Annotated in this window: 17 protein-coding genes and 1 pseudogene; 13 read left to right on the forward strand and 5 right to left on the reverse strand. The window is 44.1% G+C overall.

Features of this window, described 5'->3' with window-relative positions; genetic code table 11:
* Positions 1-116: 116 nt before the first annotated feature.
* From HFE01_RS18485 to HFE01_RS18500, 4 genes are all read left to right on the forward strand, one after another.
* Positions 117-614 (forward strand): hypothetical protein, encoded by a 498-nt coding sequence (locus HFE01_RS18485; RefSeq protein WP_167438600.1) that lies wholly within the window; start codon positions 117-119, stop codon positions 612-614.
* Between the two features lie 193 nt (positions 615-807).
* Positions 808-1518 carry a response regulator transcription factor gene (locus HFE01_RS18490; RefSeq protein ID WP_016821908.1) on the forward strand — a complete coding sequence of 237 codons (711 nt, stop codon included), beginning with the start codon at positions 808-810 and terminating at the stop codon, positions 1516-1518.
* A gap of 2 nt (positions 1519-1520) precedes the next feature.
* Positions 1521-2900 carry a sensor histidine kinase gene (locus HFE01_RS18495; RefSeq protein ID WP_016821907.1) on the forward strand — a complete coding sequence of 460 codons (1380 nt, stop codon included), beginning with the start codon at positions 1521-1523 and terminating at the stop codon, positions 2898-2900.
* A 213-nt stretch (positions 2901-3113) separates the two neighbouring features.
* A complete protein-coding gene (locus HFE01_RS18500) occupies positions 3114-4181 on the forward strand; it encodes an ABC transporter ATP-binding protein (RefSeq protein ID WP_016821906.1) in 1068 nt (355 codons plus the stop codon).
* 145 nt (positions 4182-4326) lie between these two features.
* Here HFE01_RS18500 and HFE01_RS18505 read toward each other — a convergent pair whose 3' ends face one another.
* Positions 4327-5610 (reverse strand): pectate lyase family protein, encoded by a 1284-nt coding sequence (locus HFE01_RS18505; protein WP_031462016.1) that lies wholly within the window; start codon positions 5608-5610, stop codon positions 4327-4329.
* Positions 5611-6009: 399 nt separating this feature from the next.
* Between HFE01_RS18505 and HFE01_RS18510 the strand changes: the two genes are divergently transcribed.
* Positions 6010-6747, forward strand: coding sequence for a cyclase family protein (locus HFE01_RS18510; RefSeq protein ID WP_017426786.1), 738 nt, complete (start codon positions 6010-6012; stop codon positions 6745-6747).
* A gap of 123 nt (positions 6748-6870) precedes the next feature.
* On the opposite strand, the gene HFE01_RS18515 is transcribed toward HFE01_RS18510, so the two are convergent.
* Positions 6871-7284, reverse strand: a complete 414-nt coding sequence (locus HFE01_RS18515; protein ID WP_167438601.1) for a DUF4183 domain-containing protein — start codon at positions 7282-7284, stop codon at positions 6871-6873.
* A gap of 444 nt (positions 7285-7728) precedes the next feature.
* On the opposite strand from HFE01_RS18515, the gene HFE01_RS27640 reads away from it, so the two are divergent.
* Positions 7729-8316 (forward strand): DUF4183 domain-containing protein, encoded by a 588-nt coding sequence (locus tag HFE01_RS27640; protein WP_167438602.1) that lies wholly within the window; start codon positions 7729-7731, stop codon positions 8314-8316.
* Positions 8317-8355: 39 nt separating this feature from the next.
* Here HFE01_RS27640 and HFE01_RS18525 read toward each other — a convergent pair.
* Positions 8356-8966: pseudogene (locus HFE01_RS18525) on the reverse strand (oxidoreductase).
* Positions 8967-9271: 305 nt separating this feature from the next.
* Here HFE01_RS18525 and HFE01_RS18530 point away from each other — a divergent pair.
* Positions 9272-9856: a TetR/AcrR family transcriptional regulator gene (locus HFE01_RS18530; protein ID WP_016821900.1), complete on the forward strand. Its 585-nt coding sequence runs from the start codon at positions 9272-9274 to the stop codon at positions 9854-9856.
* A gap of 74 nt (positions 9857-9930) precedes the next feature.
* Complete coding sequence (locus HFE01_RS18535; RefSeq protein WP_167438603.1) at positions 9931-10512, forward strand: NAD(P)H-dependent oxidoreductase; 582 nt, start codon at positions 9931-9933, stop codon at positions 10510-10512.
* Between the two features lie 153 nt (positions 10513-10665).
* On the opposite strand, the gene HFE01_RS18540 is transcribed toward HFE01_RS18535, so the two are convergent.
* Positions 10666-11328, reverse strand: a complete 663-nt coding sequence (locus tag HFE01_RS18540; protein ID WP_016821898.1) for a TetR/AcrR family transcriptional regulator — start codon at positions 11326-11328, stop codon at positions 10666-10668.
* Between the two features lie 180 nt (positions 11329-11508).
* Here HFE01_RS18540 and HFE01_RS18545 point away from each other — a divergent pair, with 180 nt between their 5' ends.
* Positions 11509-12939 (forward strand): aldehyde dehydrogenase family protein, encoded by a 1431-nt coding sequence (locus HFE01_RS18545; RefSeq protein WP_167438604.1) that lies wholly within the window; start codon positions 11509-11511, stop codon positions 12937-12939.
* A gap of 391 nt (positions 12940-13330) precedes the next feature.
* Here HFE01_RS18545 and HFE01_RS18550 read toward each other — a convergent pair whose 3' ends face one another.
* Entirely contained in the window at positions 13331-14524 is a 1194-nt protein-coding gene (locus HFE01_RS18550; RefSeq protein ID WP_102998986.1) for a glycoside hydrolase family 5 protein, read from the reverse strand.
* A gap of 337 nt (positions 14525-14861) precedes the next feature.
* Between HFE01_RS18550 and HFE01_RS18555 the strand changes: the two genes are divergently transcribed.
* From HFE01_RS18555 to HFE01_RS18570, 4 genes are all read left to right on the forward strand, one after another.
* Positions 14862-15878, forward strand: coding sequence for a substrate-binding domain-containing protein (locus HFE01_RS18555; protein ID WP_167438605.1), 1017 nt, complete (start codon positions 14862-14864; stop codon positions 15876-15878).
* A 337-nt stretch (positions 15879-16215) separates the two neighbouring features.
* Positions 16216-17454 carry a PTS ascorbate transporter subunit IIC gene (locus HFE01_RS18560; RefSeq protein ID WP_243208215.1) on the forward strand — a complete coding sequence of 413 codons (1239 nt, stop codon included), beginning with the start codon at positions 16216-16218 and terminating at the stop codon, positions 17452-17454.
* Between the two features lie 74 nt (positions 17455-17528).
* A complete protein-coding gene (locus HFE01_RS18565; RefSeq protein ID WP_167438607.1) occupies positions 17529-17870 on the forward strand; it encodes a cupin domain-containing protein in 342 nt (113 codons plus the stop codon).
* Positions 17871-18023: 153 nt separating this feature from the next.
* Positions 18024-18467, forward strand: a complete 444-nt coding sequence (locus HFE01_RS18570) for a HEAT repeat domain-containing protein (RefSeq protein WP_016821892.1) — start codon at positions 18024-18026, stop codon at positions 18465-18467.
* The last annotated feature ends 66 nt before the right edge of the window (positions 18468-18533 follow it).

Below are 18533 nucleotides of genomic sequence, written 5' to 3' on the forward strand. Positions count from 1 at the left end.
TGTTTTCCAGATACAGAGCTGCACGCTTTTTCATATACTTTTCACATATTTGCTCCACAATTATCCCGAATTCTCCTGATAAGCTAAAGATACTTTAAAGGAGAGGTGATTCAATCATGAAAAAATGGACTAAAAATGCAGCAGCCGTATTGACCGTAGTAAGCGTACTGGGAGGAGCAAGCAGCGCATTCGCCGCTACAGCAACCACAACTCCAGCCACCCCTGCACCAGCCATCAAAACTCCTGCGGTTACGACTCCTGCTAGCAAAGCACCGTCAAAAGCGCCTGCAACGAAAACACCTGTGGTGAAAGCACCTGTTAAAAAAGCTGCAACAGCTCATAAAGCAACAACCAAAGCAAAAAAAGCTCCTGCCAAAAAAGCCATTGCGAAAAAAGTGGCAAGCCACAAAGCAAAAGCAGTGAAAGCAAAACACCGCACAGTTAAACATCATGTGAAAAAACATAACGCTGTTCAACACAAGGTAGCAGCACATAAAACTCGTGCACAACATGTCGTAGCTAAAAAAGTAACCCATAAAGTTCCAGTAAAAAAAGCAGTCCCAGCCAAAACTGCTCCAAAGGCAGCAGCTAAAGTAGTAACAACTAAGAAATAAGGTAGAAAATAAGGTAGAAAATAAGGTAGAAGTGTAGTTAGCTTTCAGTTCACCTGGCATATACAGCAGCGATTCATGATAAGAAAAGACGGGACCGGGAACGGTATACCCGTCTTTTGTCTATTCTGCTGGGCTTCTGTTAAGCTTAAAGAAAGGATGCTAGCATCCAGAACAACGGCAAGGGGTTAAGGCCATGACAAAAATAGTAGTAGTGGATGACGATGTGTTCATTTTGCAATTAATATCTGAATATTTGAAAAAAGAGTCCTACGAGGTAACTTCCTTTTCCAGTGGGAAAACATTGGTAGAGCATATCCGAACAAACCGTCCAGATTGCCTCGTGCTTGATATTATGATGCCGGGCATTGACGGGCTTTCTCTATTGACTCAGCTTCGTGAGTTTACAGAAATGCCGATCATTATGATCTCCGCCCGCGGAGAGGAAAGTGACCGTATCCACGGGCTGGAATTGGGATGCAGTGATTTTTTGACCAAGCCCTTTAATCCAAGAGAGCTGGTGGGAAGGGTCAAAGCGATGCTGAGACTGAGCAAGGCGGGCACGTCTGCATCCGATGACAAGCAAGCAGCAGAGAGCACAAATCTTTGCCATGCAGGCAATCTGTGCATTTTTGCTGACTTTCGTAAAGTTACAGTAGACGGACAAACGTTAAATTTGACCTCACGTGAATTCGATCTGTTGCTGTTTCTTGCGAATCATCTGGAACGGCCTTTTGGCAGAGAGCATTTGATTCAGCAGGTGTGGAGCTATGACTTTATAGGTGATGTGAGAGTCGTAGATGATCTGGTCAAACGTATTCGCAAAAAGTTGGCAGAGTACCACTCCACGCTTGTCATTAACACGGTATGGGGATTTGGATATAAAGCAACGGTTCAGGAGATGTAGCCATGCGTACGATGAGAGCCAAAATTCTGCTGTCCCTGTCCATTGCCATGCTGATTACTGTCTGTATTACGGTGGTCTTATTTATTAGGCTCATCGATGACATTCTGGTGAATCAGGCCAAATCCAAGCTTCATGAGCAGGCACGCAAAGCCGTCCATATTATGAGTGACGGAGGCTTTGATCGACTGGATAATGCCGAATTTAACTATGTTATCAAGGGTGTGCTTTTATCTGCCGATTACTTTATTTTAAGCACGGATAACCGCATCATCGACTCCAGCGTCTCTGGGATGGAAGGCAAAAAGATCGAGCATTTGCTTTTGACCCGCCAAGGATTTTTTGCATCGGTTCATCCCTCTGCCCACGATCTGGTTACTACACATGAAGGCGTTGCGGTGCTTCAAGGTAAAAAGGTGTTGTTTACGAATGAAGAATTGCCCGGACAACCTTTCCGCATCTTTGTATACTCACCCTTATCTTCTTTGAGAGCCCTATATGTACCGTTAATGAGAACTACGTTACTATCGATCGTAGCGAGTTTTCTGGTGATTCTCGTTATTGGTCTGATGATTGTTTCACGTCTGGTGCGTCCACTCAAACGATTGAAAGAGGCGGTAGGCAACTATGAGCCGAATCAGCCACAAGATAGTGAGTTTCCGCAGGCGGACAAAAGCGAAATTGGCGAACTAATAGGCACCTTTCATTCCATGTCCGCCCGCATTCAACAGCACCACCACAGCCAAATTGAATTTCTGCAAAATGTATCACACGAGCTAAGGACACCGTTAATGTCCATTCAAGGTTATGTATATGCCATTCAGGATCAAGTAGTATCCCAGGACGAGGGACTGAGCATCATTAAAGTGCAATCCCAGCGATTAATTGATATGGTGGAAAAGTTGCTTCAGCTATCGAGGCTGGAGGCGTTGAATGAGGAATGGCCTGTCTCTCTGATTGATCTGAGAAGTATGGCGGAGGACGCTGTTCATCTATTGATGCCGATGGCCAGTGAACGCTCAATCTCGCTTCGAGTGGAGGGAGAGGGTCTGCATGTGGCCGTTCCGGCTGAGCAATTATTTCGCATGATATTGAATTTGCTGCAAAATGCAGTTCGACACACCTCTACGGAGGTTGTCATTCATTTGGAGACGGGGACAACGGCGGAGGTTGTGTGGGTTATGCATGTAGATGATGATGGGAGAGGACTAACCGAGTCTGAAGCAGCCGAGGTGTTTGGAAGATTCTATACAGGATCAAATGGCGTCACGGGACTAGGATTGGCCATCTGCCGTCAAATAGCCTCCCGACTGAATGGAGAACTACTTTGTACACGATCGCCATTAGGTGGTGCACGCTTCAGTTACATTCAACACATGTTATAAATGAGGCAAAAATGGTTAAAAATGATCACTTTTTCGCTTATATATACCACTAACGTGACATATCATGAAAGGTTTTTGGTGATATTTTAGATATTGCTTGACTGGCAGGTACTAAAATGAGTAAAATTATTCGTATATACCTTGACTCATGAACGTCGTTTTTTTAGATAGTGGTCAATAATAGTGATGAATAATAAATGAAAGAGTGATGAGATGAACCGCCTTTTGGAAGTGAAGGACTTAACGATATCTTTCAAGACCCGTCAGGGACTAGTGCAGGCCATTCGTGGCGTAAACTTTCATGTCAATAAAGGAGAGACGCTGGCGATTGTCGGTGAATCCGGCTCAGGCAAAAGCGTAACCTCACAAGCTGTTATGAAGCTGATCCCGACCCCTCCAGGCATTTATCAAAAGGGTCAAATTATGTTTGACGGACAAGAGCTGATTAATAAAACGGAAAAGCAGATGCAAAAAATTCGTGGTAAGGAAATTGGCCTGATTTCTCAGGACCCAATGACTTCACTTAACCCGACGATGAAAGTCGGTAAGCAGATCACGGAAGTGCTTTTCAAGCATGAAAAGATATCCAAGGACGCTGCTCGCAAGCGGGGGATTGAATTGCTGAATCTGGTAGGTATTCCGCATCCTGAACAGCGTTTTAACCAATATCCGCATGAATTTAGTGGCGGTATGCGTCAACGTGTCGTCATTGCGATGGCATTGGCTGCTAATCCGAAACTTCTGATTGCCGATGAGCCGACGACTGCGCTGGACGTAACGATTCAAGCTCAAATTTTGGAACTGATGAAGGATCTTCAGAAAAAGATTGATACTTCTATCATCTTTATTACTCATGACCTCGGTGTTGTGGCGAAGATGGCGGATCGCGTTGCTGTTATGTATGCAGGGCAAATCGTGGAAACAGGTACGGTTAATGAAATTTTCTATAACCCAAAACATCCATATACATGGGGACTCCTTGCTTCCATGCCTAGTTTGGACAGCCATGGTCAGAAGCTGGCTGCGATCCCGGGAACACCACCGGATCTGCTTCACCCACCTGTAGGGGATGCGTTTGCAGCCCGCAGTTCTTATGCCATGAAAATTGACTTTGAGAAAGAGCCTCCGCTCTATCAATTGTCTGATACACACTTTGTGAAATCATGGTTGCTTCATCCAGATGCACCTGCAGTTGAGCCACCAGAAGCGGTGAAGGCTAAACTTCGCAAGCTGGATAACGCATTTGAAAAGCCGGTTTTAGTTGAACAATACGGCAGTTAAAGCAATATATAATTTATAAATAAACAGATGATAAATAAAAAAAGGCTGTTTCCTCCGTATGGAATAATATTACGGAGGAACAGCCTTTTTGGTGTAACACCACAGGTTGCATGAGTCTGTGGTGATTTGTATTATACGGTAGCGCTTACAGCTTGCCGGAACCGGCTTGGGAAGTGACCTCTGCCTTCACGCTGGCGGATGGGGAAATTTTATCGTTCAAGGATGGCTTCCAGCCTACAGAGGAGCTAAGACCCGCGCTGGAGCCTGCGTTTACGGCCTGTCCATTCAGAAGTGTGCCAGTATCTGACAAGGCAGTCCCACCAAAAACAGTCACAATTTTGGCTGCGGATAGTCCCGCAACGTCAATGACATTGTTTTCAGCAAAGATTTTGGAGGATTTGCCTGCGCCCCATATATACAGCGTAGGGTATTCAGAGCGTTTTACATCACCTGTATAGTAATTGTTATAGAGATGGACTTGTCCATAACGTACGCGCGGTGTGCGTTGTACTGTATTCTCGTAATAATTGTGATGCAGGGTTACACGTAAAGCCCCTTCATCTGCTGTTTTGCTGTCGCTGTTGCCGATAATGGATGTTTTGTCATGATCGTAAAAGTGATTGTATGAAACGGTAACCAGATCACCCTGGTTAATCACATCGAGCAGTCCATCATGATGTTGGTATTCTTGACCGTAGAAGGTGCCGTTTCCGCTATCGGGGTGAGCCCCGTCATTGAACGTATTGTGATCCACCCATACATGCGTAGCTCCGTTAATGGTAATGCTGTCATATTCTGAATTCCAGTTGCCTGTACTGCCGTCAGTTGGGTCCCACTGCGGGAAATAATCGTAGGCATCCTGAAACTCAATATTACGGATAATGACGTTGTCTGTACCCTTTTTCAGTTGGAAGTTTGCACCATTAATGATAGCATTGTTGCCCAGACCGACAATCGTTGTATTGGATGGGATTTCAATAACGATACGACTAGCTTGATTCTTCTGTGATGCCTTACGTGCGTCTTCCAATGTACCAGAAGGAACCTTTTTACCCCATGTCGACGGATCATACGCCTGGAGATACGCATTGAAATCATACTTAGGGTCTTTGTAATCGTTCAATCCTAGCGCTTTATTATTGTCATCGACATTGGCATTGATTGTACCTTTGACATAAATAATTTTAGGTGTAGTGTTGCTGCTTTTGCCTAACGCATCGACAAGTTGTTTGCGGTTCGTTACGGTGAAAGTATTGGAGGAAGTAGCAGTAGCTCCACCTGTCGTGCCTGTAGAAAAGGCGGCCCAACCGTTTTTGCTGCCAAGTGTCTCCTTGCCAATATCGCTTGCTGCATGAGCAGGTGCACCCATAGGAGCCAGAGTAGCGAACAATAACACGGCTGCGATTCCGAGTGAACATCTCTTTTTCATAAAATACCTCCGTATATTGGATAAATGGAGTAGACGAACGAGGGAGTCCCGGGTGCTCCTGTAGTTTCTACATGTTCTATCATACTTTGTGTACCAGTATTTGTTAATATAATAAAAGTTACATACTAAAATTTTTGTCGAATTTTTAAATAATTCAATAGAGACCTTCTTTTTCCAATCAAAATGCATATATATAAATGAAAACGTTAACAATCATAGGAAATGGGAATTGTATATATGATTATATGGAGTTATTTCAGCGAATAAAGAAAAAATAGTTTTTCTGATAATGTTAACGATTCCAAGTCAAAAAGTGATGAAAAATGACAGGAGAATTATGGATTTTTGTAGTATCCTCAGGTACAATGCTTGTAATAAAGCTGAGGAGGAATCGGCATCATGGCAGAGGATTTAGCAAATGTATTGAAGTTGTTGAAGCAAAAAGAGTGGGTGGACTTGTCCCATGCCTTTTATCCTGAAATTCCCCATTTTCCAGTTTTCGATAACGTTCAGGTGGATACCTTGTTTACCCACGACGATGGCTTTTTTGTAAAACAATACTGCTTTCCAGGGCAGTATGGAACTCATATTGACGCTCCCGTTCATTTTGTGAAGGGGAAACGTTATTTACATGAGCTTTCGTTGAAGGAACTGGTTTTACCGCTGGTTGTCATTGACCGTTCAGCAGCCGTTGCAGCCAATTCCGACTATGAGCTTACGGTCGCTGATATTCTGGATTTTGAAAAAGAGCACGGACGCATTGCCGAACAGTCCTTTGCCGCCTTTCGCAGTGATTGGAGCAAGCGCTGGCCTAATCCAGATGCCTTCTCGAACAAGGACAATGCCGGAGATGCACACTGCCCAGGCTGGTCGCTGGATGCGCTGCGCTTTTTGGTAGAAGAACGGAATGTTGCTGCTATCGGGCATGAAACACTGGATACGGACTCCTCTGTAGCTTATCGAAAAGCGGGCAAACTGGTAGGGGAATATTACATATTGGAACAGGATCGATATCAAGTTGAGGTGCTGACAAATTTGGACAAGCTGCCTCCGACGGGCGCAATCATTTATAATATCGTTCCGAGCATTCAGGATTCACCCGGTTTTCCGGTGCGCTCCTTTGCTATTTTGCCTTAATCTTGAGCTTAAAAGACCGATTCAGATATCGACATCTGAATCGGTCTTTTTCTAGCGTATACGGGGTAGTGTACAGCGTGAATGACCATTCAGTCCGGCTTGGTTTAAAATCATTGAAACGCCTTATGTGATAATCGTTACGGTAGGGGCCGAGATGGTAGGCTGAGTGGTGATGGTAGAGGTTGTGCCGCTAAAATCAGATATTTCTATGACAGCGGGGACACCTGGTGTAATATCTACGGAGGCAATGACCAGACTTGCCGTGGTTAGGGTGAATAAGGAGCTCTGCTGAATAACTCCATTAATATAATAATTAGCAGAATCAGTAGCCGTTAATGTTGGCAAAGCAACAACTGGAGTATCGGCGTCATCTACGAAGCTAGCAGCAGGAATAGTTGTTGTTGTTGCTCCGATCATCCCGGCTGTAATGGTTGCAAAAAAACGAGTCACGGCTGGGGTTACAGTCGTGCTTATGGCGCCACCCGTTGCTACGGGAGCAGTAGCTACTGCTGTGTACACAGGTTTTATGATTGGCATAGTTCTCATCTCCTTTCTATACTGGTATGAGCCACTAAGTAGCTCTTAATCAATAAATGATTTTTCAACCTATTCGGAAACGGCATATGAACCTTTCTATAATAATAGGGTAAATGGAGAAGGCCCTATTTTACTGCACAAAAAATGAAAGCGAATACTTGGAATCTGCATATTACAAATGCCTAAGACCCTAATGAGAGATGTGCATACAATACATAAGCATGAGAGGAGGAGGTGTATACGGCTGGTATGAGGAGACGCGATGCATCACTAAGAAGGCAAGGAAAGAGAGCGGTACATTGTAAGATCAACAAACGAAAGAAGTGTAAGCTCAGGTATCCATTCAAAGGTAAAACAAAAACGGGGCTGCATGCCCAAAAGCGTCCAAAGCTAATTATTATACGACGGCGCTTCAGAAATACTCCTGCCAAACGGAGGAGGAGAATGGAGCAGACAGGAAAGCAAGGTCTGCCAGGTTCAGCAGGTCTGTCAGGTGAAGCCGGGGTGACAGGAGCGTCAGGAGTACCAGGAGTGCCGGGAACTGCGGGAATACCAGGAATACAGGGTCCTGCAGGAACACAGGGAGCACCGGGAGTGCCCGGTCCAGCTGGAGCTCAAGGTAGTACAGGCGCAACAGGTGCACCCGGTCCAACCGGAGCACAGGGCGTAACCGGTCCTACTGGAGCCCAAGGTATAACGGGTCCAACCGGTCCGGCACCTGACATCTCCAATATTGAAATTGTCCCTATGGCTGAGCGGTATTTTTATTTTACTCCTGATCCGATTGAATCTTCAGTCACGATTATGGCGGATCAATTTTCTGTAGATGGTGTGCAGGGAGCTTCTCAGAGGTTTCATGTCGGAAGCAATAGTTATGCTAATCTGTATATTAACGGGATGTTACAAGAAAGAAAGTTGTTCAGTTTGACACCTTCATCGCTGACGATTCACCTCGGCGAAGGGGAGACAATTTCCTCCGGCACACCTATTATTGTGGAAATTGTTCAATTTAGTGTGCGATACAGTGCATGACATCGCTCGCGATAAATACTTCAAGTGATGGGCATTATTTTAAAACCAAAAATGGTTATAGGGTGCAGGTCCTTCAATACGAACACCGAGTTGTTCGGCTGCCTGTCTGGGCCAAAATGGATTACGCAGCAGTGCCCGGCCTACCGCAACCAGATCCGCCCGGCCATTACGCAAAATTTCCTTGGCTTGAATACCGTGAGTAATCAAGCCTACGGCTGCGGTAGCTATACCAGCAGTCTGACGAAATTCAATGACATCTATTCCAGCTTGCGAGACCCGTACAGCGGCATCTCTGAAGGCAAGCACAAGATTATGGATTTCTTCTAAAGATAGTGCGGAGGTCGCCCGTTCGCGGTGAGGCAAACCAGAGGCGGATACAGCTGTTTCTTGAGGCAACGAGCCCTTGCGTCCGACATGCCAAAGCTGGAGACCGACTTTAGAGCCTTGGTCATGAATGGCTTGCACCACTTTTGCAGCGGGGAAATGTGCTCGTCGTTCCATATGCCAGGGCTGCCCGAATCTTTTCCCTGCTGGGTGACTGCATGCACTTCAAGCATGATTAGCCCCACTTGTCCTAGCGCCCAAGCGCCGTAATGCAGCGTATGCCAACCGGTTGCTTTTCCGTCTTCTGCCGCTGAGACGGTACCCATGGGAGACATCATAATCCGATTTTTTAGCTCTACATCGCGTATTTGAAGTGGTTGAAACAGTAATCTCTATTGGGTTCACTCCTTTTTATTAACGGTTCTAAAGCCCGCCTTATTTCGGTTACATATGTATTTTATAGGAATAAAATGAGGCAATACACGTATCATTTAACATATTCATGAACATTCACTTATAAAAACATGGTATTTTAGGTTTATTACGATGGATTTTAAATTAAGCACATAGACAGGATGAGCATGCATAAACATGACTTGCATTTTAGTTAGTATTAACTTACTATAATTTTATGAACAAGAAAACACATGTAGACAGCAAAAAGAAAGATATTCTGCAGGCAGCGATGTGCTTATTTGCAACCAAAGGGATTGACGGGATTTCAGTCAAAGAAATTGGAGAGGCTGCCGGTGTGACGGATGCCGCGATTTATAAGCATTTTAAGAGTAAAGATGCAATGGCCTTGGAGGTATTCGGGCAATATTGTAATAGCTACACCACCTTAATTGACTTCTATCGCAAGCAGAGTGGGAGCTTCGTCAGCCGTTTCCATCAACTGGTGGATGAAGTGCTGAATATGCATGATGAGGACCAGTATGGATTGCTTCTACTATCACAGCATCATGAGCTGTATGTTGAAGCAAGCCAGAGCCAGAATGTGCGTCAGCCGTTGGAGGCGTTGACTGAATTCATCGAACAGGGGATTCAACAAGGTGAACTGCCGAAGCAGGATGTTCAGCTATCCGGTGTGCTCATCATTGGAGCCATTACACGCTTGTCCGTGTCCAGCCTGGAAGGGGAACTTCCACAGCAACTGGCTCCATTGGCAGCAGAGGTCAAACAACGTTTAACTGCTTTATTAAGAAAAGGTCTGTAGTGACCTTTTCTTTTTAAATATAAAGTTAGTGTTTTCTAACTAAAGTCATAATATGAAGGTAGGAAGTGGCTTATATGTCTAAAAAAATATTGGTGATTCAAGGGAATCCGGTCGCTGGTAGTTATGGAGAAGTGCTGGCTCAATCCTATGTAAAAGGAGCGAAGGCTGCAGGAGCAGAGGTTCGTTTGTTGCAGCTATCCGCGTTGGACTTTAATCCAAATCTATTAGGTGGATACCGTAATAAATTGCCGTTGGAACCTGATTTGATCCAAGCACAGGAGTCGATTAAATGGGCAGAACATCTTGTTTTTGTCTTTCCAATCTGGTGGGGCAGCTTGCCTGCATTAATGAAAGGATTCATTGACCGTACCTTTATGCCGGGGTTTGCGTTTAAGTATCAAAAAGGAAAACCCCTGCCTGACAAGCTTCTAAAAGGAAGAACAGCCCGCCTCATTACAACGATGGACGGTCCGCACTGGTACTATCGATTTTTCCAGGGACAGCCTGGGCATCGGATGATGAAGGATTCCACACTACATTTATGCGGTGTCAAGCCAGTGCGTTCTACGACCATTGATCTTATGAATAAGAGGACAGATCAACAGCGTAACGAATGGCTGAGCAAGATCGAGCAGCTAGGTCGAAGCATGAGCTAGGTTGCCGGTTTGGGACCAGCGTGTTTGTCCTAACCAAAAGTAACGGCCTGTGACCTACAGTTCCAGTATGGAACATACAGATTCACAGGCCCAGTTCATTTTCATTCATGGTGGCGGCCGTTAAGTCATAGTAGTTAGGGACAGCCCCTTGACTTATAAAGCACGATTGAATTTCTCGACAAAATGTTCAATGACGGGGTGAATTCGTGAGTCGTCCACTAAGGACATCTTTTCCGGTTTGAACAATTGAATTTTTTTAAAATAATAATAATCATTGAGGACTTGTTGAATGGTTATTTGGTTATAAAGCAAATACTTCACATTCATGATTTCCCGGAGCAAAATATCGTCTTGAAGTAAAATGAACTTCTCATTAATCGGATTAAAAACCCCTTTGTCTTTCCCATCTTGATAAAATTTAAGGGTCTGCTGCTCCCTTTTATCCAATGCAGTCTTCAAAACTTCGTACAATTCTGGAAATACCATTTGTAAATCCTTCAGAAACACATCAGATATTTTGCCAACTAACGATACCGATTGTTCAAACAATTGCTGAAACCAAACCCCGAATGATCGATCGTCATCCTCATTGGTACGATCCTCTAGCTGTTCTATATAGTCAACAAAAATGCGAACGACGCCTTCGATGACTTCTTCTTTTGAAGAAAAATTCTTGTACATCGTTGCTCTGCTAACATCCATGAATTTAGCAATATCGTCCATCCTCATTTGTTGAAACCCGTCCTTCATGAGGGACGGAATCAGTTTTTTCAGCAGCTTGTTTTTTGCTTTATCTTGCTGATTCTCCATTGACATTTACGCTCCCCCTTATCTGTTCCTTCTATTATACACGTTTCCAATAGGGTATAAACGATTTATACAATATAGACAATTTATATGTATTTTGTTTACTTTGTTTTTGTTGTGTGCTATCATTCTTTTTAGCAAGAGCACGAATGGGACATCTCCTAAATGAATTCAAAAGGAGTTATTTAAATGAGAACAATTAATCGAGTTTATATCAACGGGGAATTTGTAAAGCCTTATGGCACAGAGGTACAAGAACTTATTAATCCTTCAACTAGGGAAATCATCGGACGTGTCACTTTAGGGAACGAAGAGGATGCCAAACGAGCAATCGCGGCAGCAAAGAAAGCCTTTAAGACTTTCTCACGAACTTCAGTGGAAGAGCGCAGACAAATACTGCAAAGACTACATGACGCAGTTATGAGAAAATTAGAAGTACTGATGGAGGCTAACATCAATGAATATGGTGCTCCGAAGACCGCTGCCATTGGCCGAGTTAAACTGGCGGCTACGAATTTTTTGGACACGAAAGAAGCACTTGAGGAATTCAATTTCGTTAAGTATATCGGGAAAGCGAAAGTAGTAGCAGAGCCAATTGGAGTTATTGGAATTATTACTCCCTGGAATGCAACTTACTCTCAGATTACTGCAAAGCTTGCTTCTGCCATAGCTGCCGGCTGTCCAGTGGTAATCAAGCCAAGTGAACTTAGCGCGATTCAGGCACATCTGATCACTGAATGTTTCCATGAGGCTGATATTCCAACTGGTGTTATTAATGTAGTTCATGGTCTTGGCCAAACGGTTGGATTCGAACTGACCCGCAATCCGGATATTGCAATGATCACCTTCACTGGTTCCACTCGAACAGGGAAAGAAATTCGGAGAGGTGCTGTAGATTCGATGAAGCGGGTCACGCTGGAACTAGGCGGCAAATCGCCGAATATCATCTTAGATGACGCTGATTTTTCCACGGCAATTCCGACCGCTGTAAGACAGTGTTATAACAATAATGGGCAAGCTTGCGTTGCAGGGACCCGCCTTTTGGTTCCCAAGCAACGGCTGGAAGAAGTGAAACAGATAGCTAAAGAAACTGTGAAACGCATCAAAGTCAGTAATCCCTGGGAAGAAGGCACAGAACTTGGCCCAATCATAACAGAGAAGCAATACAATCAAGTTCAGCGATATATTCAGTCTGGTATTGATGAGGGTGCTGAACTGGTCATCGGAGGTCTGGGGCATCCAGAGGGGATGGAACAAGGATATTTTGTTAAACCAACGGTTTTCGCTCAGGTGACAGAAGACATGACGATCGCCAAGGAAGAAATCTTCGGTCCCGTCTTATCCATTTTAACTTACGAGACGGAAGAGGAAGCCATCGAAATGGCTAACAATACAGATTATGGTCTCGGTGCCTACGTGAGTTCCTCGGACATTGAGAAAGCCAATGAAATGGCAACCCAAATTGCTGCTGGTGTTGTACTCATTAACGGGGCAGGTTTTGAAATGAAGGCACCGTTTGGGGGATTCAAGCAATCGGGTCTCGGCAGAGAATACGGATTACATGGGCTGGAGGAATGTTTGGAGACGAAAACCATAACAGGCTATGACTCGGCTAAATAATCAAACACAGTGCTAGATCCTCTCCCCTTAACAACTCGGCATCAGCTCGCTTCGCTGATCCTCGAATGGCGAGTGCAACGAAAAGGTTAGATTGACCTTCAAAAAGAAAAAACACCGTAATGGGAGTGACTGGCTCGCATTGCGGTGTTTGGAATCGCTCGTGTTTTCCAATCCACGTTATACAAATATAGATGCAACGATTAAAACAATTCCGATCACTAGACCAGCAGGGCCCCAATAATGCTTAGGGATAAAAAACAAACTGTGCTGGGTTTCTATTCGATAGCGTTGTCCTGTTTTCATTCGTTTCTCCACCCTTTCGTAGTTCCAGCACAAACTGGACTGAAGGAGGGAAATTAGCTTTTTTAATAAACGGATTGAAGTCCTGTGCCTATTCGGCTGCTGCTTTAGCTTGCTCCGCTACGAAAACAACAGGCTTCATAATCCGGCTCAGCATATCCTGCTTTGGACGATTCCAGGTAACCCAGTCATCCAGCAGCAGACCGCCTGTGTCGCCGCTATTCGGATTCAGGGACCAATACGTAAAGTACAGGTTGTTGGCACCAATATAGTCTACGAGTGCATTTTGCCATTTACCCTCAGGGGAAGACGAATCCACATTGCGACCGCCGAATTCACCAACCAGCACTGGAGCTATGTTTTGCTTACTAATGTAGCCCCAGGTTTGATCCCAAATTGCTGGCAGGTTGGACGGGAAGGTCGAGTCGTTGAACCATGGCTGCGAAGACACACCAGGACCATAATCATGTGGTGAATATACGACACGGTTCGGCACGTCCAGTACGACAGGATAATTAGCCACACCTGTCAGGTTGCCGCCCCACCAATATTGGCTGTTGTTGCCTTGTACATTATGGTCCACACCTTCTACGAGAATCAGCCAATTTGGATTCACGGACAGAATGGCATTCCCTGCACGCTGCGCCGCGAGACGCCAGTCTGTGGAGACATCGCCTGTTCCCCAGCTTGCCTGACCGTGTGGCTCGTTGTGTAAATCTGCACCGATGACGGTAGGATTGTTTTTATAACGTTCAGCTAACATCTTCCAGTCGCTGATCCAGCGGGACTCAGGATACTGAGAGGTATACCATAGCTCGGATTGTCCACCTGAGCCTGGGCGGTGACGGTCAAGGATAATCTGAATACCGCGTTGTCCAGCTTTTTCGATCAGCTTGTCCATAATTTGAATCGGAGTCAATCCGACCAGATCAGGATTTTTGTAGTAATCAATACTGTCAGCACGGGAGCTGGAATCAAATAACTGGTTGCTGTAAGGCAGACGGATGAGATTATAGCCTTCCTTTTTCACCTGATCCAGCATGTCGTCCATTGAGCGGCTCCACAGTCCATGCAAGGTGTAATTAGGGGTTTCCAGACCGAACCAGTTCAGACCGTTAAATGCGGCCTCTTTCCCGGATTCATCTACAATCTTGTTTCCTTGGGTGTGATAATATCCTTTCACGCTGGCTGCATCTGCCGAAGGTGGAGTGTACCCATACAGTGTGAGGCCCATGACGAGGGAGGCAATGACGAAAAATGTTTTTTTGAACCCTTTTTTCTTCATGATTCTTGCTTCCTCCTTTATATAAATGATATTGTAACCGATTACATTTTCATTTTATGTTCAAATCTTCCATCAAACAAGTTCATAAAATTCGTATATTTTTAAGATTTTGTTCGAAATTATTAGATTTGCAACAAGGTATATTTAGGTTAGGAGTCCAGCATTTATGGGGTAGGGGTATGGGGTGAAGGCACGTTTCAACTCATATTTATTATATTTTCCTCCTGTAAAAGAAGGTATATAATAAAGGAAATTCACATTACATACAGGTTGCAGAGTACAGATATAGTGAAAATGAGCACATGCCTAATACGCAAATATAGAAAGGGGGGGAATCATGGTAACAACGATGAAAGAAGTCGCAGAACGTGCAGGGGTGTCGAAGAGCACAGTTTCGCAGTTTCTGAATAAAAGATACAACTATATGAGTGAAAGCACCAAGAAGAAGATTGAGCAAGCGATTGAGGAGCTCAGTTATATTCCCAATGAGGTGGCGCGCAGTCTCAAGCAAAAGAAGACTTTTATTGTGGGGGTTATTTCTTCAACTATTTTGTCGAGATTTACAACAGAGATTGTGCGCGCGATTGAAGATGAATGCCAAATGGAAAATGTCCAGGTCATTGTCTGCAATACCGATGATGATTCCCTCAAAGAGAAAAAGTACGTCCAGTCGATGATTGCTCGGCAAGTGGATGGACTTATTATTTTTCCGACAGAAGAGAACAAAAAATTATATGTTTCCCTTGTCAAAAGTGGCTATCCGTTCGTGTTTGTGGACCGAAAAATTGATGAAATCAGCGTAGACACGGTGCTTTTGAATAATGAAAAAGCTAGCGAGCTTGCGATTGAAGCACTGATTGAGCATGGTCACAAAAACATTGGCATCATCACGTTTCCTCTAGGCAAAAAAGCGATTACTACACGAAGTGAGCGGCTATCCGGCTATAGGAATACACTCGGCAAACATGATATATCCGTGCATGAAAACTATATCAAAAGCGGCAGGCTGGATGAAATGCCTGATCTTATTAGACAACTATTTCATATGGAGAACCCGCCTACCGCAATTCTTGCTACGAATGACATGATTTTGGAGCAGGTGCTGATCTATGCCAAAAATAATCATCTGACCATACCTAACGATTTTTCCTTGATTGGGATAGATGATGTATCCTTTGCATCTTTTTATAATCCGCCGATCACTACCGTTTCCCAGCCGAGTTTTGAAATGGGGAAAAGAAGTGCGAGGCTACTGCTCGATAAAATCGATCAAAAAGAGCAGGAGCAGCCCTCAGAAATCATCCGTTTGAATCCGGTCATTAACCACAGAGAATCTGTCCAAAAGTTAAACTGAATAGTTGGAATAAGTATTTTTTCTTTTTGAAAACGTTTTTATGGATTCTATTGTAAAAAGAAAATAAAGAGCTATAATGATCTTATGATTCGAGTCATGAATACCCTTTCATGTATGTATGTATGTTGCTGAGTGTAGTGATGACTGCAACTTAAAAGAGGGAGGAGTGAACCCTAAACGGAAATTTACGATTTAACTTGTACTAAAATTCACAAAAAGGCAGTTCTACTTCTTTTTACATTCCCGGAAGGGAAATTTTTTTTCAAGCATTACTAAATCGATTTAGTAAGAATGAAAAATAAATAAAAGAAGGTCGGAGATCACTATGGAAATGTTTATGAGCATTATCAGGGAGCCATCCATCATTATTGCGATTGTGACATTACTCGGTCTCGTATTCCAGAGGAAGAAAGTATCCGAGATCATAACGGGAACCACCCTTTCTTTCATGGGCTTCACCATGATCAAGGTCGGCGGCGGAATTTTAGGAGGCGTGCTCACAAACTTCAGCCAAATATTTTCTTTTGCGTTCAACCTTAAAGGTGTCGTACCAAGTAATGAAGCTATCATGGCACTGACCATTGATCAGATCGGGGCGGATGCTGCACTCATTTTACTCTTTTCCATGATCCTTAACATCGTGCTTGCGCGCCTGACCAAGTTCAAGTACATTTATTTGTCTCTTCACTTGATTCTGTTCATGAGCTTTGCCGCTACAGCCGTTATGAAAGGTCTGGGTCTCAGTTCGCTGACTACAATCATCGTTGGTTCTTTGGTCATTGGGAGCTACATGGCGGTGTTTCCTTACCTGCTCCGGAATGCCAGCAAAAATATTATTAAATCGGATGAGTATACAATTGCTCATGCTTCCATGACTTCTTACATTCTCGGTACCTATCTAGGAAAAGTTTTAGGCAATCGTGAACATGACACCGAAAATGTAAAAATAAATGACCGCATCAGTTTTTTGCGTGATCCCAATGTGGCAACGACCTTGACGATGCTGGTGCTTTTGTTGGTATCTGGACTGGTTGCTGGTTCTGATTATGTCAGCAAATTATCTGACGGCAAAGAATACCTCGTCTTTATCCTCGAACAATCAGCTATTTTTGCTGCCGGCTTGTATATCGCAAAAGCAGGTGTTAAGCTGTTCACGACTGAAATTGTACCCGCTTTCAAAGGCTTCTCCCAAGTGTTTGCACCTGGAGCAATCCCTGGGGTAGATGTTCTGGTACTGTTCGACAAATCACCCAATTCCGCGTTGGTAGGCTTCTTGGTCAGCTTTTTCACAGGTGTTGCCTGCGTCTTTCTTTTCCCACTTATCGGACTGCCTGTTATTGTACCGGGGATCATGGCCTGTTTTCTCGCTGGCGGTGCAGCCGCGATATTTGGCAATTCCAGCGGTGGTTTTAGAGGAGCAGTCATTTCCAGTTGTCTTAATGGATTTTTGCTCTGTCTGCTGCCGGCTCTCACCTTACCGCTCTTTTCTTTTTTGGGTGCCGAAGGAGTGACATTCGCCGATCCCGACTTTACTACCCTTTCCGGATTACTTTGGCTTATTTTCCGCTGGTTTTAAACTAAACCGATTTATGAATCTTTAAAAATAACTCATCTTAAATAGATTGGGTTCTAAATGAGGAGGAATGATTCATGTTTTATTACGATCAAGATATTCAAATGGACACAGTAGACAATAATACGACCCGGAAAGTGTTGGCCCACAGTGACCAGTTGATGTATGTCAAAGTGATGTTTGCTAAAGCTCAAACTGGGGAGATCCTGTTGCATAAGCATGTCCATGAACAGGTCACTTATGTATTGAAGGGAAGCTTTAAGTTCATGATCGATCATGGCGAAACCAAGGATGTGCAAATTGTTAAAGAAGGAGACAGCATTCATTTTCCATCTGACACTCTTCATGGCTGCATCCCGCTGGAGGATGACGGAATTCTGCTAGATGCATTTACACCAGCACGTGCGGACTTCTTATAAATCTCCTTACTAAGCACGGCTCTTATTAAATTGGAATCCGCTACATTTCATTCTGATCTTTTTTAGAAGAAGACCTGCAAGTATGTTATATTTAACAAACGGCAATCGTGATAAACAGCAGTGTAGTGATTTTTAGAAAAGGATGAGATTATTTTGGAAAACAACGAAACTCAGCAGGAATTTGCAGAAGTATATGAGCAGCTTAAGGTGGCTGCAAACCGAACCTCCGATTGGAAAGCGCGTCTAGCTGCGGTGAATGATCTGGGTGCATGGAAGAACCAGCAGACAATTGACTTGCTGACGCACCGAATGAATAATGATATGGTATATGCTGTTCAGGAAGCCGCTTACCACAAGCTTCAGGAATGGGGAGAAAACGTACAGCCGCCTGTGCGCAAAGAGGGTGAGCTTGTTAAGGGGCTGACGAAGATTCTGGTGCGGATTAAAAAAAGCCTGCCAGCCGACCATACCTATAACGATTTTCGCGAGAAGCTGCACAAGATGAGAGTTGATATTTATGACGCATATGAAGGCGATAAGGGTGCTGAATTTGATCAGTGGCTGGAGCAAAAATGGGCTTCGTTATCCACAAGATAATGTCTGAACCCTGTCATTGAATGTAATGCTGAGGATTATTATTGGTAATGCAAACGAAGTCTTAAC

The sequence above is a fragment of the Paenibacillus sp. EKM10P genome (genome assembly GCF_011800655.1).
Taxonomy (GTDB): Bacteria; Bacillota; Bacilli; order Paenibacillales; family Paenibacillaceae; genus Paenibacillus; species Paenibacillus polymyxa.

Bases quoted from the DNA above. Each gene is read 5' to 3' on its own strand.
- HFE01_RS18485 (WP_167438600.1), top strand. From the start codon at position 117: ATGAAAAAATGGACTAAAAATGCAGCAGCCGTATTGACCGTAGTAAGC.
- HFE01_RS18490 (WP_016821908.1), top strand. From the start codon at position 808: ATGACAAAAATAGTAGTAGTGGATGACGATGTGTTCATTTTGCAATTA.
- HFE01_RS18495 (WP_016821907.1), top strand. From the start codon at position 1,521: ATGCGTACGATGAGAGCCAAAATTCTGCTGTCCCTGTCCATTGCCATG.
- HFE01_RS18500 (WP_016821906.1), top strand. From the start codon at position 3,114: ATGAACCGCCTTTTGGAAGTGAAGGACTTAACGATATCTTTCAAGACC.
- HFE01_RS18505 (WP_031462016.1), bottom strand. From the start codon at position 5,610: ATGAAAAAGAGATGTTCACTCGGAATCGCAGCCGTGTTATTGTTCGCT.
- HFE01_RS18510 (WP_017426786.1), top strand. From the start codon at position 6,010: ATGGCAGAGGATTTAGCAAATGTATTGAAGTTGTTGAAGCAAAAAGAG.
- HFE01_RS18515 (WP_167438601.1), bottom strand. From the start codon at position 7,284: ATGCCAATCATAAAACCTGTGTACACAGCAGTAGCTACTGCTCCCGTA.
- HFE01_RS27640 (WP_167438602.1), top strand. From the start codon at position 7,729: ATGGAGCAGACAGGAAAGCAAGGTCTGCCAGGTTCAGCAGGTCTGTCA.
- HFE01_RS18530 (WP_016821900.1), top strand. From the start codon at position 9,272: ATGAACAAGAAAACACATGTAGACAGCAAAAAGAAAGATATTCTGCAG.
- HFE01_RS18535 (WP_167438603.1), top strand. From the start codon at position 9,931: ATGTCTAAAAAAATATTGGTGATTCAAGGGAATCCGGTCGCTGGTAGT.
- HFE01_RS18540 (WP_016821898.1), bottom strand. From the start codon at position 11,328: ATGTCAATGGAGAATCAGCAAGATAAAGCAAAAAACAAGCTGCTGAAA.
- HFE01_RS18545 (WP_167438604.1), top strand. From the start codon at position 11,509: ATGAGAACAATTAATCGAGTTTATATCAACGGGGAATTTGTAAAGCCT.
- HFE01_RS18550 (WP_102998986.1), bottom strand. From the start codon at position 14,524: ATGAAGAAAAAAGGGTTCAAAAAAACATTTTTCGTCATTGCCTCCCTC.
- HFE01_RS18555 (WP_167438605.1), top strand. From the start codon at position 14,862: ATGGTAACAACGATGAAAGAAGTCGCAGAACGTGCAGGGGTGTCGAAG.
- HFE01_RS18560 (WP_243208215.1), top strand. From the start codon at position 16,216: ATGAGCATTATCAGGGAGCCATCCATCATTATTGCGATTGTGACATTA.
- HFE01_RS18565 (WP_167438607.1), top strand. From the start codon at position 17,529: ATGTTTTATTACGATCAAGATATTCAAATGGACACAGTAGACAATAAT.